The 15160-nt window shown below is 38.9% G+C and carries 9 protein-coding genes and 1 pseudogene; 1 reads left to right on the top strand and 9 read right to left on the bottom strand.

Annotation, left to right across the window (positions count from 1 at the left end):
- Positions 1–12: 12 nt before the first annotated feature.
- From KQI83_RS00925 to KQI83_RS00955, 7 genes and pseudogenes are all read right to left on the bottom strand, one after another.
- Positions 13–3486, bottom strand: coding sequence for a DNA polymerase III subunit alpha (locus tag KQI83_RS00925; RefSeq protein ID WP_216553981.1), 3474 nt, complete (start codon positions 3484–3486; stop codon positions 13–15).
- A 22-nt stretch (positions 3487–3508) separates the two neighbouring features.
- A pseudogene (locus KQI83_RS17175) lies at positions 3509–3835 on the bottom strand (ROK family protein); the annotation flags it as partial.
- 263 nt (positions 3836–4098) lie between these two features.
- Positions 4099–5031, bottom strand: coding sequence for a cysteine synthase A (gene cysK / locus KQI83_RS00935; RefSeq protein ID WP_216553982.1), 933 nt, complete (start codon positions 5029–5031; stop codon positions 4099–4101).
- A gap of 15 nt (positions 5032–5046) precedes the next feature.
- Entirely contained in the window at positions 5047–6354 is a 1308-nt protein-coding gene (locus KQI83_RS00940; RefSeq protein WP_216553983.1) for an O-acetylhomoserine aminocarboxypropyltransferase/cysteine synthase family protein, read from the bottom strand.
- A gap of 282 nt (positions 6355–6636) precedes the next feature.
- Positions 6637–6936, bottom strand: a complete 300-nt coding sequence (locus KQI83_RS00945; RefSeq protein ID WP_216553984.1) for a YerC/YecD family TrpR-related protein — start codon at positions 6934–6936, stop codon at positions 6637–6639.
- A gap of 101 nt (positions 6937–7037) precedes the next feature.
- A complete protein-coding gene (locus KQI83_RS00950) occupies positions 7038–7760 on the bottom strand; it encodes a phosphatase (protein WP_216553985.1) in 723 nt (240 codons plus the stop codon).
- A 90-nt stretch (positions 7761–7850) separates the two neighbouring features.
- Positions 7851–9221, bottom strand: coding sequence for an aldehyde dehydrogenase (locus KQI83_RS00955; protein ID WP_216553986.1), 1371 nt, complete (start codon positions 9219–9221; stop codon positions 7851–7853).
- 94 nt (positions 9222–9315) lie between these two features.
- Here KQI83_RS00955 and KQI83_RS00960 point away from each other — a divergent pair, with 94 nt between their 5' ends.
- Entirely contained in the window at positions 9316–10308 is a 993-nt protein-coding gene (locus KQI83_RS00960) for an ABC transporter substrate-binding protein (RefSeq protein WP_216553987.1), read from the top strand.
- A 1-nt stretch (position 10309) separates the two neighbouring features.
- Here the strand turns inward: KQI83_RS00960 and KQI83_RS00965 are convergent, their stop codons facing one another.
- Positions 10310–12955: an InlB B-repeat-containing protein gene (locus tag KQI83_RS00965; protein WP_216553988.1), complete on the bottom strand. Its 2646-nt coding sequence runs from the start codon at positions 12953–12955 to the stop codon at positions 10310–10312.
- 53 nt (positions 12956–13008) lie between these two features.
- Positions 13009–15015 carry an RNA polymerase sigma factor gene (locus KQI83_RS00970; RefSeq protein ID WP_216553989.1) on the bottom strand — a complete coding sequence of 669 codons (2007 nt, stop codon included), beginning with the start codon at positions 15013–15015 and terminating at the stop codon, positions 13009–13011.
- Positions 15016–15160 lie beyond the last annotated feature (145 nt).

The raw sequence follows: 15160 nt of genomic DNA on the forward strand, positions 1-15160 counted from the left end.
CTAATATCTTTTTTACTGTTTTTCAATGCTCTTTTCTACAACTTTTACGTTATTTTCACCCAAAAAGTTAGTTAAATTGTTCACAATCTCTGAAGAAACCCCAATATTTTGGCTTGGCGGAAGTCTTTTTATCAATTTTGCACCAGAAATATAAATTACAACACTGTCACTTCCGTCACTATTTTTCATCATTTGAAACAATTTTTCTTCCTTATCTTCATAGTCTGTTTTGGTTTCAAACTGAAGCCACAGTTCTTTTTTGGTTTCATCAAAGGAATAGATTTTTTCACAAATCAATTTTCCGTTTTTTTCTTCTTCTGTGGACACTCTCCCTCGAATAAATACCTTATCGTCCACATTTAACAGTCGGCTGTTTTTTTCATAATCTTTGGGAAAAATGATTACTTCCAAGGTTCCCACTAAATCTTCCAGTGTGATAAATGCCATTGTTTTATTATTCTTTGTATATTTTATGGTTTTATCCACAATCATTCCGCCTACAATTGCCTTTTCTCCATCGTTGACCTTGGTCTGTCCTGTTTCTTCATCTAAAAGGAAATCTGTGGTAACTCTGGAAATATTTCTTCTCCACTTCTCCTCATATTCCTCTAGCGGATGTCCACTGATATAAACTCCCAGAACTTCTTTTTCAAAGCCAAGATACATTTCCTTGGAATACTCTCCCACATCCGGCAATTTCACTTCAAACTCCGACTTTTCTTCCTCACCTGCAAAATCAAATAGCGTCATCTGTCCTGCCATATTGTTCTTTTTATCCTGAGCAATAGAATCCATAATACCGGCATAAACCATCATACTTTGCTTTCTGGTTGCACCCAGATTATCCAACGCTCCTGCCTTGATTAAGTTTTCCACCACTCGCTTATTGATTTCCCGGTCTGCCATTCGTGTTAAAAAGTCCTTAAGACTTGTAAATTTTCCACGTTCTTGTCGTTCTTCGCAAAGTTTTTCTATTACAGTCTGGCTAACACTCTTAATTGCCGCTAAGCCATAGCGAATTGCACCTCCCGAAACGGAAAATCCGCTCTCACCTTCATTTACACTGGGCGGTAACACCTGTATTCCCATCTGGCGACAAGTGAGAATGTATTCTGAGATTTTACCGGAATTATCCATAACAGAGCTCATTAACGCCGCCATATACTCTACCGGATAATAATATTTCAAGTAGGCTGTCTGGTAGGAAACCACCGCATATGCCGCCGCATGGGATTTGTTAAATGCATACTTTGCAAAGTCTATCATTTCGTCATAAATTTTATTTGCAACTTTTTCATCAATTCCATTGCTGATACAGCCCGGCACGCCTTCTTCTTTGTTTCCGTAAACAAAGTTCTGACGCTCTTTTTCCATAACTGCTGTCTTTTTCTTAGACATGGCACGTCGCACCATGTCACTTCGTCCCATGGTATATCCTGCAAGATCTCGTACAATCTGCATAACCTGTTCCTGATATACGATACAACCGTAAGTAGGTTTTAATATTGGCTCTAGCTGTGGACAGTCATATACAATGGACTGGGGGTTGTTTTTTCCGCGAATATACGCCGGTATAAAGTCCATAGGTCCCGGACGATATAAGGAAATTCCCGCTATGATGTCTTCTAAACTCTGGGGCTTTAATTCCTTCATAAAGTTTTTCATCCCGGCACTTTCCAACTGGAAAATTCCTTCTGTATGTCCTGTCCCAAGAGAATCTAACACTCCCTTGTCATCCATATCGATATGGTCAATGTCTAATTGAATTCCCTGACTCTTTTCAATTAAACGAACTGCTTTTTGAATAACCGTTAAGTTTCTAAGACCTAAAAAGTCCATTTTTAATAAGCCCAGTTCTTCTAGAGTAGTCATTACAAACTGAGTGGTAATGGAACCATCCGATGCTCTGGATAACGGCACAAATTCATCTACTGCCTTGGAACTGATTACTACACCTGCCGCATGCATAGAGGTATGTCTTGGAAGTCCTTCCAAACGCTTTGACATATCGATAAGTCTTTTCACATTCTCATCGCTTTCGTACATACTACGCAACTCTGGATTCATTTTAAGTGCCTTTTCGATTGTAATTCCAAGTTCTGTTGGAATCTGTTTGGCAATTCCATCTACATAGGCATAAGGAAGGTCCATGACTCGTCCTACATCACGGATTACACCTCTTGCCGCCATGGTACCAAAGGTAACAATCTGAACCACCTGGTCTTTCCCATATTTTCGGCTTACATAATCAATAACTTCCTGTCTTCGTTCCACGCAAAAATCGATATCAATATCCGGCATGGTAACACGTTCCGGATTTAAGAAGCGCTCAAAAATCAAACTATACCGGTTTGGATCAATATTGGTAATCTCAAGTGTATAAGACACAATACTTCCTGCTGCACTGCCTCGCCCCGGTCCTACTGCAATTCCATTTTTTCTGGCATAGTGAATAAAATCCCATACAATAAGGAAGTAGTCCACATATCCCATCTGATGAATTACACCTAATTCATATTCTAACTGTGGCTTTAACTCTTGCTGCTTTTCCGGTGTGTATCTTCGCTCTAAGCCTTCGTAGCATAATTTTTGCAAATATTCCCAAGAACTGTAACCATCCGGGACATCATATTTTGGCAATTTCAAAACACCAAATTCTATCTCTACGTTGCAACGGTCTGCAATTTTTTGTGTATTATCAATTGCCTGCTGTGCATAAGGAAATAATGCCCGCATTTGTTCTTCGGACTTAACAAAAAACTGTCCTCCCTCATAACGCATACGATTTTCATCGGATAGCTTCTTTCCTGTCTGAATACACAGCAAAATATCATGGGAATCCACGTCTGTTTCATATGTATAATGAACGTCATTCGTGGCTACCAGTTCAATTCCTGTATCCTGACTTAAACGTAATAACTGTTGATTTACATTTTTCTGTTCCGGCAGACCATGGTCTTGTAACTCCAGATAATAATTCCCTTTTCCGAAGGTTGCTTCATGCCAAAGAGCTGCCTTTTTCGCTTCCTCGTAATTGCCTCTTGCCAAAAGCTTTTGTACTTCTCCTGCAAGGCAGGCACTCAGACAGATAATTCCTTCGTGGTAAGTCTCTAATACCTCACGGTCTACGCGTGGTTTATAGTAATAACCTTCTGTGAATCCCCGAGAGACAATTTTCATCAGATTATGATATCCCTGATCATTTTCTGCCAGCAGAATCAAGTGATAATATCGTTCTTCCCCCTCTACTTTTTCTCTGTCAAATCGAGAACCCGGTGCTACATAGACTTCGCAGCCTAAAATCGGCTTAATTCCAGCCTCTTTTGCAGCACGATAAAAATCAATGACACCATACATAACACCATGGTCTGTAATGGCGGCACTGTTCATTCCCAATTCTTTTACTCTGGCAACATATTCTTTTATTTTATTTGAGCCGTCCAACAAACTGTATTCTGTATGGACGTGTAAATGTGCAAACGACATGAATAACTCTCCTTGCTCTGTTTTACTTGTCTAGTGCAAGTAACGCTAACTGTATTGCACCCATAATTCCCTGATTATCCTCCAAGGATGGCGGCACAATATAGTTATTCAAATTTTCTAACTCTTTTGTATCAATATAACCATTTAACATCTCTTTAAATTTCTCTCGTATCAAAGGAAAGAGTTGTTCCTGATGCATAACTTCTCCACCTAAAATTATCTTTTATGGTGAAAGCATCATTACATAATCCACCAGTGCCTGGGCAATATAATATGCTTCCATCTCCCATACTTCTTTGTTTTCTACCAACTCGATTCCCGGTTTTCCCCAACGTTCTTCTAACGCCGGTAGTACAAATCCGTTTACATCCGTATCAAATCCTATTGGTACTTGAAGTTTTTCAAATGCTCCTCTATGTTTTTTTCTTCAAAATATGCCTCTAATTTTGGTAATGTAATCTCTGGTGTTTCTGTAGGAAAGAACTGTCTTTCCAATTTAACTCCTTTTTCTCATTAAACATATGTTTGATAATAGCACAAAATGCTCAAACTCACAAGTAAAAAAGACCTGATTACTCTCTTTCAAGAGTCGTCAGGTCTTTCACCTAAATTCTATTCTACAAATAAGGAAGTGGAATAATATCTATCTCCACTGTCTGGCAATAATGCCACAATAGTCTTTCCTTCATTTTCCGGTTTCTTTGCTAATTCTAATGCAGCAAACAATGCAGCCCCGGATGAAATTCCTACTAATACACCTTCTGTTTTTGCAATTTCCTTTGCAGTATCAAAAGCGGCTTCATTCGCTACAGGAAATACTTGGTCATAAACCTTTGTATTTAAGGTATCCGGTACAAATCCTGCTCCGATTCCCTGAATCTTGTGTGGTCCGCCTTTTCCTTCTGATAATACTGGTGAAGATGCAGGCTCTACTGCCACGACTTTTACTTCTGGATTCTGAGATTTTAAATATTCTCCTGTTCCGGTTATAGTTCCACCGGTTCCTACACCTGCAACAAAAATATCCACTTTTCCATCAGTATCTTTCCAGATTTCCGGTCCGGTTGTTTTTCTATGCATTTCTGGATTTGCCGGGTTTTCAAACTGTCCCGGAATGAAACTGTTCGGTATTTCTTTTGCTAACTCTTCTGCCTTAGCAATTGCACCCTTCATTCCTTTTGGTCCTTCTGTCAATACAAGTTCTGCACCATAAGCTTTTAAGATATTTCTACGTTCTACGCTCATAGTTTCAGGCATAGTAAGAATAACACGATATCCTTTTGCCGCTGCAATTGCAGCCAGACCAATTCCGGTATTTCCGGAAGTCGGCTCTATAATAACAGAGCCTTCCTTTAAAATTCCTTTTTCTTCCGCATCTTCAATCATTGCCTTTGCAATACGGTCTTTTACACTTCCAGCTGGATTAAAATACTCTAATTTTACTAACAATTTTGCTTTTAATCCATATTTTTTTTCTATGTTTGTCACCTCAACTAATGGGGTATTTCCAATTAAATCTAATGTTCCTTGATATATTCCAGCCATTTTGACTGCCTCCTTCTATTTTACAGCTTTAAATGCTTCTTCTAAATCCTCAATAATGTCATCGATATGTTCTGTTCCGATTGATAAACGAATGGTATTTTTGTAAATTCCCTGTTCATTCAACTCCTGCTCATTCAACTGTGAATGTGTCGTAGAAGCCGGATGAATTGCAAGAGATTTTACATCTGCCACATTTGCTAAAAGTGAGAATACTTCCAAGTTATCAATGAAATCTTTTGCTGTACGGTCATCACCCTTAATCTCAAAGGTAAAGATAGATCCGCCTCCCTTTGGAAAATACTTCTTATATAATTCCTGTTGTTTTGGATCCTTAGATACAGATGGGTGATGTACTCTCTCTACCTGAGGATGATTATTTAAGTATTCTACTACTTTTAATGCATTTTCCACATGACGTTCTACTCTTAAGGATAAGGTTTCTAATCCCTGTAAGAAAATAAATGCATGAAATGGAGAAATGGTTGCTCCTGTATCTCTTAGCAAAATAGCACGAATCTTTGTAACAAATGCTGCTGGTCCTACGGCTTTTGTAAAGCTTACTCCGTGGTAGCTTGGGTTTGGCTCTGTTAAAGATGGGAACTTTCCGGATGCCTCCCAATCAAATTTACCGCTATCCACGATAACACCACCGATTGCTGTTCCATGGCCTCCGATAAATTTGGTTGCAGAGTGTACTACAATATCTGCTCCGTGTTCAATTGGTCTTAGTAAATATGGAGTAGCAAAGGTGCTGTCTACTACCAATGGAATTTTGTGAGCATGTGCAATTGCTGCAATTGCTTCAATATCACTTACATCAGAATTTGGATTTCCAAGTGTTTCAATGTAAAGTGCCTTTGTATTTTCATCAATTGCTTTTTCAAAGTTGTTTGGATCAGCAGGATCCACAAATGTTGTTTTGATTCCGTAATCCGGAAGTGTATGCTCTAATAAATTGTAGCTTCCACCGTAAATATTATTTGCTGCTACGATGTTATCTCCATTGTGCGCAAGATTCTGAATTGTATAGGTAACTGCTGCTGCACCGGAAGCAACTGCAAGTGCTGCTACACCGCCCTCTAATGCTGCGATTCTCTGTTCAAAAATATCCTGTGTTGGATTGGTAAGTCTTCCGTAGATATTTCCCGGATCCTGTAATCCAAATCTTGCTGCTGCATGGTCTGAATTATGGAATACATAAGAAGATGTAGCATAAATTGGTACTGCTCTTGCATCGGTAACTGGATCTGGATTTTCCTGTCCTACATGTAACTGTAATGTTTCAAATTTTAAATTTCTATCTGCGTATGCTTTTTTACTCATATTTTTTCTCCTTGTTTATCTGTTTTCTGATTTTTAATTATTTTTACTTTTTATTGTTATTCTTAACAGCAGAAACAGCCACACATTCGGTCGTCTTTCGTTATGTACAAGGCTTTTTCTCTTACTTTTTTCATAGCTGATTCTCCTTTTCCTATATTTCCTACTTGTTTAAGTGGTTTTTAGTATAGTGATACTATATCCTACTTTTCCTACTATGTCAATAGGTTTTTTTATTTTTTTAAAAAATGTTGCTACATTTCTGCAGCAACATCTTTTCTATTCTTATTCTTTTTTGTTTAATCCAGTTCTCTCAAATACCATATCATAGCCATCATTTCCATAATTTAAAGAACGATTTACCCTGCTGATTGTAGCAGTGGAAGCACCTGTCTTTTCTGCTATATCCAAATATGTCTTCTGAGCGCGTAACATTCTGGCAACCTCAAATCGCTGTGATAAAGACAGTAGCTCATTTACCGTACACACATCCTCAAAAAACGTATAACACTCTTCTTTGTTTTCCAGACTTAAAATCGCTTCAAATAAATGGTCTACGGCTTCCGTTCTTAATTTTTTGCTCATATGCCATTTCTCCTTTTCATTGTCTCTCTTTTTGTACGCTTTGGTACGTTATCATATAGTAATTTTAACATATTAAAGTTTTGAAGTAAATAGAATAATCTTTACTTTTTCTGATAAAAATTTATGTAATGTTCTAGCATTTCCGGATGGGTATTTACTAAAAGTTTTTCTGGAAACTCTGCTTTTTCTAATACTTTCTGGGCATACTCATGATTTCCTACCGCTGTATCAATATGTGCATCTGAGTCCATCACTACCGGAACTTGATATTTTACGCACAAGCTCAGCATTTCTGCATAGACCTCTCGTGGATCACCTCGAAAGCTTCCCGGCGACAAAGACGCATTATTCACCTCTAAAATAACCCGGTATTCTTTTGCTGCCTTTACTAATTCCTCATAGTTGATTGGAAATCTTGCATCATCCGGATGGGCAATAATATTAACATAGGGATTCTTCATTACATTGATGTATGCGCGAGTATTTTCTTCTCTATTTCCCGCTGTAAAGCATGGTGTATGAATGCTTGCCAGATTCAAATCCATCTCTTTTAGAATGGATTCCGGCAAATCCACATGTCCTTCAAAATCTAAAATATTCAACTCTGCCCCATAAAGCACAGTCATATTTTCCTGTTTTCGTGGCAATGCCCGATAATTCATAAAATACATACTATGACAACTTCCCGGCATAGCAGGTGCATGCTCTGTAATGGCATACACCTCTAATCCCTTGTTTGCCGCCGCTGCTATCATTTCGCTTCGGGTACTATAAGCATGTCCGCTTGCAATGGTATGGGTATGCAAATCTATTTTATCTACCATATGGTTCCTCTTTTCTATTCTTCAAAACTTATTCTACATTTTCTCACAAGCGTATATTATACCCCATTAGTTAAAAAAGCAAGATTATTTTTATTTTAAAAACATTCGCAAAATTCTTTCTTTTGTTTTCTTATACGGTACATATCGCACAGGATTATCAAACCAATTGTATTTTTTTATCATACTTTTCCTATGGCTGAATGTTTCAAAGCTTTCTTTACCATGATAATTTCCCATCCCGCTTTCGCCTACACCGCCAAATCCCATATAGGATGTAGCAAGATGTATAATTGTATCATTTACACAACCGCCTCCATAGGAAAGCCCTTCTGTGATTTTTTTTTCAATGCTTTTATCCTGTGTAAACAAATACAATGCCAATGGCTTTGGTCGTTCTTTTACAAATTGTTCTGCCTCTTCTATCTTTGTAAATTCCAGCACAGGCAGTACTGGTCCAAATATTTCTTCCTGCATAACCGGTGCATCCCATTTTACATGATTTAGTACGGTTGGCGCAATTTGTAATGTATCTGGATTTGCCTTTCCTCCAACCAGAACTTCTTCCCCTTCAATCAAATGACATATACGTTCAAAATGCTTTTCATTAATGATTTTCGGATAATCCTGTCCATATTCTCCATCATTTCCATACATCTTCTTTATCCAATACAATACATATTGTAAAAATTCTTTTTTTACCTCTTTTTGTACCAAAAGATAGTCCGGAGCAACACAGGTTTGTCCTGCATTTAAGAATTTTCCAAATACCAATCGTTTCGCTGCAAGTTTAAGGTTTGCTGTTTTTTCTACAATACATGGGCTTTTTCCACCTAACTCTAATGTAACAGGTGTTAAGTGCTCCGCTGCCTTTGCCATAACTAATTTTCCAACTTTTATCCCACCTGTAAAAAAGATATAATCAAATTTTTGTTCCAGCAAATTTTGATTTTCTTTCCTTCCACCTTCTACAACCGCAACATACTTTTGCGGAAATACTTCTTCTATCATCGCTTTTATAACCTTTGACACATTTGGCGAATAGTTGGATGGCTTTAATACACAACAATTTCCTGCTGCCAATGCTCCTATCAATGGTTCCATACATAACATAAAAGGATAATTCCAAGGTGACATAATCAACACCACACCATATGGTTCTGATTTTACATAACTTTTTGCCGGGAACTGTGCCAATGGTGTTTTTACTCGTTTATCCCTCATCCACTGTTTTAAATTCTTTTTGGTATATCGCAGCTCTGCCAATGTCATTCCTACTTCTGTCATATATGCTTCAAATACTGACTTGTTCAAATCCCTTTTCAAGGCTTCTTCTATTCGTTTTTCCCATTTTAAAATTGCCTGTTCTAAACGGTTTAGTGCATTCATCCGATAGTTTAAGCTCTTTGTCTTCTGACTTTCATAATATGCTCTTTGCATTGTAACAATTTTTTCAATTTCCATAATTTTGCCCCTTCTATGATAATTTAATCTTTTCTAATTATATCACATTTTCTTTTCTATCCCATACTTTAATAAAAACGAATGGAATATATTTATGAAAAAGTTTGTTTGTCTTATTACAACTATATGCACTTTTTTTACTTGTTCCTGCTCTTATTCAAATCAATCACATCTTATAAAAGTTAATTTAAATGAAGTTGCACATTCCGTATTTTATACACCATTATATGTAGCTATAGAACAAGGTTATTTTAAAGAAGAAGGCATAGACCTTTCCCTCGTTACAGGTTTCGGTTCTGATAAAACTATGACTGCGCTACTTTCTGATGACGCTGATATTGCATTTATGGGACCCGAAACAACTATCTATGCCTACAATTCTGGCGCAAATGACCAAATTATCAACTTTGCTCAGCTTACGCAACGAGCTGGCAATTTTTTAATTTCCCGCTCTAATATTAATGACTTTTCCTGGGCTGATTTAAAAGGAAAAACCGTCATCGGTGGTCGTAAAGGTGGCATGCCGGAAATGGTTTTTGAATATATCTTAAAACAAAATGGTTTAGATCCTTCTACAGACCTTACAATCCTTCAAAATATTGATTTTGGTTCCACTGCTGCTGCTTTTTCTGGTGGGCAGGGTGACTTTTCTGTAGAATTTGAACCAAGTGCTACTATCTTAGAAACGCAGAACGCAGGTTACGTTGTTGCATCCTTAGGTGTTGACTCCGGCTTTATTCCTTATACTGCTTTTAGTGCAAAATCCAGTTATCTCGAAAAACATCCTGAAATAATTCAAAGTCTTACCAATGCGCTCCAAAAAGGTATGACTTATGTTAATACTCATACCGCAGAAGAAACAGCCAAACTAATTGCTCCGCAATTTAAGGAGATTGACCTTGAAACACTTACGAAAATTATCACTCGTTACTCTGAGCAAAATACCTGGAATACAGATCTTGTTTTTGAAAAGGAAAGCTATGACTTACTTTTAGACGTTTTACAAGAATCTGGTGAGCTTTCCCAACGTCCACCTTATGACACACTTATAAATACAACTTTTGCAGAAAAAGCAATGGAAGAATAATCTATTTCTTTTTTATATAGTAGGTTTCCTCCGGTGTCTCATTCTTCATATTTGACAATGCATTTTGCAATGTACTCTGGTATGTGGCATCATTTCTCCAGACAGACCTTGGATGCAGTCCTCCATTTTCATAAGATGCCTTATAATATTTTTCATTGATGAATCTGGTATATACAAAGTCTGTCTGAGCCACCGGCTGGGTATTGGTAATATACACTGTCACTGTCTTGTATACAGTATTCCCTATACTATCTACTGCCTTATAGGTCATGCTTACACTTGCACTGTCTGTCAGCTCTGTAAAGTCCGTAGCAGCATATCCGTATAGGCTCAGACTTCCATTGATACCTACCTCATCTATCTGCGCACTTGTACGATTTTCCAAGTCTCCGTCTTCACGGTCTGTTGCTGATGCGGTACTTAGAAGCTCCTCTTGTGTGATTTTTCCCTGTTGTGCAAAGCTTAAGCTGAAATAACGGTCTTGCGCCTCTATCTTTGGACAGTCATCCCAGATGGCATAAAGTGTTACTACCACCCCAGCCTCTGCTGTCAGATTTCTTACAGTTTCCTGGTCTGCAAACTCCGCATCATAAATTCCATTTTCTAAATTCCATCCGGTAAAGACACTTCCTCCTTCTTCTGTGGTTCGCACAAACTGATTTGGAGGTAATATAATATCCTGGTCATATACTGCCGAAATATCCTCCATTGCTCCGTCTGTAGCTCCGTTTCCATCAAAATGAATGGTATACGAGTTCGCTTTCCACTGGGCATAAAGTGTTACCGTTCCGTTTTGTTCCGTTGTAAGATTCTTTACCTGCTGTTGATCTTCTAGCGTTGTTCCTGTTCCGTCAGGAGCAGTGTTCCATCCAGTAAAAGTATATCCGGTGCGTTCAAACTGATTTTTCTGTAATGTCACTACTTCATCATACTTGGCTTTCTGATTTTCCATGGTTCCGGATGTAGCCCCGTTTCCGTCAAAAGCAATTTCATAATCATTAGCTACCCAGTGTGCATACAGCGTATTTCCATTGACTGTTGGCGTATAAGCTGCTCCTGCTTTTCCGATAAAGGTTCCACCTTCCGCACTGGTATACCAGCCTGCGAACTGATAGCCTGCTCTTTCTGCCTTTGGCAAAACAACACTTCCCGGTGTCCAGTCTGCGGTGAGTACCACCGTTTCATTTTGTCTGGTTGCCAGATTTGCCACCCATGCTCTGTCCGGATAAAGGTCGGAAGTTGCAGTATCAATGTTTGCCGCACCTGTTCTTCCTTCATATATTCCCACATTCATCCAGTGTGTCACATACGCCAGTCTGTTATTTCCTAATGCTGCTTTTAAATCTCCGCCGCCATACTTCATGTAATCTCCGATTTTAAAATTCTGTGCTGACTGCCTGTCCTCTACTCCCTGAGCAATGATATAGGTATACCAGTGGTGAAGTGCAGCATACTTGTTATATCCGCACCAGTTTTTCACATCCTGATATTTATTTACATAATATGGTGCATCGAATCCAAAATAATTAAAATACATGCCACGGTAATAATATATATTGTTGTCCTGCCATCCGTTAAACTTTGCATCTGCAATATCCTGATTCTTTTCACTTGTTCCACCGTTTCCGTTGTAATTGATACTGTACTGCTTTTTGAATCCGTTTGCATTCAAATATCCGCCCCGGTCAAAAGCATAACTCATATCCGGTGTGTTACCGGAAGTGGCTCCGTTTCCGTCAAAATGTACCTTGTAGTTAATCGGTTTCCACTGGGCATAGAGTGTCACTACGCCACCATCTGCTGCTGTCAGATTTGCCACAGACTGTCCCTCTGAAAAGCTCTGTCCTTTTCCATCCGGTGAAGTATTCCATCCGCAAAAAACAGCTCCGTCTTTCTTATATCCATTATTTGAAAGATTAAATGTCTGGTCATACGTTGCGGACTGGTTTGCCACATAGCCTTCTGTAGCCCCGTTTCCGTTATAGGTTACGGTATAGTTGTTTGGTACAAAGCGGTAGCGGGTTACGATATGGCTGTATCCCTTTGGATAATACTCATTATTTCCTACCGTCCCTGCGGAATCTCCCAGCCAGGAATGTCCATATGCTACAAAATACTCTTTCCCGGTATACGGGCAGTGTGAAAACTCCCCTCTGTAATAAGCATATCCCGCATATCCGTTTACCGCAGTATAAGGTCCTGCTAATACTGCATCTATCACTCCGTTGATTGCATTGTCTACGTTGTATACATGGTACGCAACCACAGTGTTTCCGATTCGTTCTGCCCCCTCTCCCACTGGTTGCGCTGTATATGATGTCAATGCATAATTAAGCCCACCACTATTTACAACGCCATTCATGACCTGTTCTGGTGTAGGAGCAAGACCTGTCATTGTGGTGTAGATAGCTCGCCCATCCCGATTAGCTTTATGGTCACATTGAAATTGACTTAATATCTCTAAGTGATACCCTGTCTTCTGTTCACTCGGATTATATGTTACCTGCGTGCTTTCCTTTGTTACAGTCGCTATTTCTTCATCTACCACATCCCCTGCAGCCTCTATTTTCACTGAACCAAAAGCGGTGCTAAGCAAACATGCTAGCACCGCAGTAACAATTCCTCTTACTATTCTATTTTTTTTCATTTTTTCACTATTTTCTCCTTTTATCTCATATTAAATTACCTAATACATTTCTATTATTTTCCATAAATAAAATATGTTCCATATATCGGATCAACCACTTTTCCTGTGACACAATATACATTCTCATCAAGACTTCTCCATAATGCTTCTGCTTCTGCACTTTGTTCTGGCGGATAATGTACTAACGTACAGGTTCTTCCGGGTAATCTAGATGTTAATTGTGCCCGTGCCTCTTCATCGGTATACACAAAATTAAACCAATCCGCACATACTTGGCTCAGTATATCTCCTTCATCCTGGCTCCATCCGTTTCCGGTTGGCTGTTCTACTGGTGTCTCCGGTGTACTTGTTCCACCATTTCCTGTGTTTCCATTTCCACCATTATTATTTCCACTTCCAGTATTTCCGTTTCCACTGTTTCCTGAACCACTGTTTCCTGAACTACTGTTCCCATTACCGTTTCCATTATTTCCGGAACCGTTTCCTGTCGTAGCACTTCCGTTTCCATTGTGTCCGTTTCCTGCACCATTTCCGCTATTGCTACTATTTCCAGCATTTCCGTTGTTGTTATTGTTTCCATTTTCTGCTGATGCATCACTGGTATCATTACTTGCTACCTCTGTTGCATTCTGTGTAAAAAATGCCATAATAGCGGTATTTACTTCTGCAAGTTTGGCATTTGCATCTTTATATTTTACTGCATCAAACAATTCCTGATACTCGGAAAGAAGTTTGTCCCATGCATCCTGGCTTTCCTGCGGAACCATTTCATTATGATAATCCATAATAGCCATTCTCTGCTCTGTCAGATACTGCTCATTCTGCTGTCTATATCCTTCCAGATTCTTTTCTAATGTTTTCATAGTCTTTTCTGTATCACTGTCTGCTGTCTTATCATCCAAAGCAGTCTTTATGGTGTTAAAATCACGATTTAAAATATTGATTACAGAATCTTCTAAAATCAAATTATCCCTTAACTCTGTTGCTTTTTCATAACGCTTGGTAAGGTCTGCAAGCAACGCTTCTTTTTCTTTCTGCTCTGCCTTTGCCTGCTCCTCTTTCCGCTGTTTTTCTTCTGCCTGTGCCTCTTTTACCACTGACTGGTGGTGAAGATACACACCTGTTGCAGTTCCTGCTCCTGCTACTGCAACTACTCCTGTTGCAATCGCTGCTATCTTTACTTTTCCTAATGCTGCTAATTTATTAACTAACTTGTTCATACCTGTTCCTTGCCCTTTCATCTGTTCTGTTAATCCGGTTTTTATTCCTTTTCCAAGTCCTGTTGTGGTATCTGCTCCCGCCATTGTAGTGGCTCCTGCCTGTGCACTTTGAAATGCCAATGCAGATGCCTTTATCCCTACCTCGGAACAAACCTGATTGTAGATTCCCTGTGCAGATACTGTGGAAAGTGTGTTTTCTTCCAGTAACATCTTTACTGCTAAAATGAGTACCGGTGCTCCAAAGCCTCTTAACTTTACACCTTCTTTTCTTTCCAGCTCTGTGATGTACTCCTGTAGATGCTTTCTTGCCAGATACAGTCGTTTTTTTATTGTTCCGGCACTGGTCTTTGTAACATCTGCTATCTGCTCTACTTTCAAACCATCGTAATAAAAAGATACTACGGCACTTTTCTGCTCTGCCGGAAGTCTTTCCAACAATCCTCTGATAATGGTTGCATCTTCTTTTCTGATTGCATCACTCTCTAACTTTACGGATTCATCCGGTAGTTCTTCGAACATTCCTTCATGCTCCTCTGTGAGCAATACATAATTTTTCTTCTTGTTTGCCATTTTGGCTCCCTGGCGCATGATAATGGTAGCAAGCCATGCATACAGACTCTCCACGTTCTTAAGGCTTTCGATATTACGATAAGCTGCAACATAAACCTCCTGTATCAGGTCCTGCACTTCCTGTTCATCGTTAATTGCAAGTTTTGCACGGGAGTATACGAAATTGTATGTCTCTCCATATATGTAATTAAACCCTTTTTCTTCTCCCTGCTTCATTTGCTCTACAGCCTGTCTTATCTGTTCTGTCTGCACGTTTCTTCCTCCATCCACTGCCATTTTCTCCTTTCCGATGGTCCTTTTATTTTTAACCCTCATATATAAGTTCCATCGGATTTCATTTTGGTTCCCTATTTTTGCAATTTTTTTAATTCTATTTTTCTGCAAGGCACATGTATGTTCCGATATTATCAGCTCA

This window comes from Roseburia sp. MSJ-14, assembly GCF_018918225.1.
Taxonomy (GTDB): Bacteria; Bacillota; Clostridia; order Lachnospirales; family Lachnospiraceae; genus Petralouisia.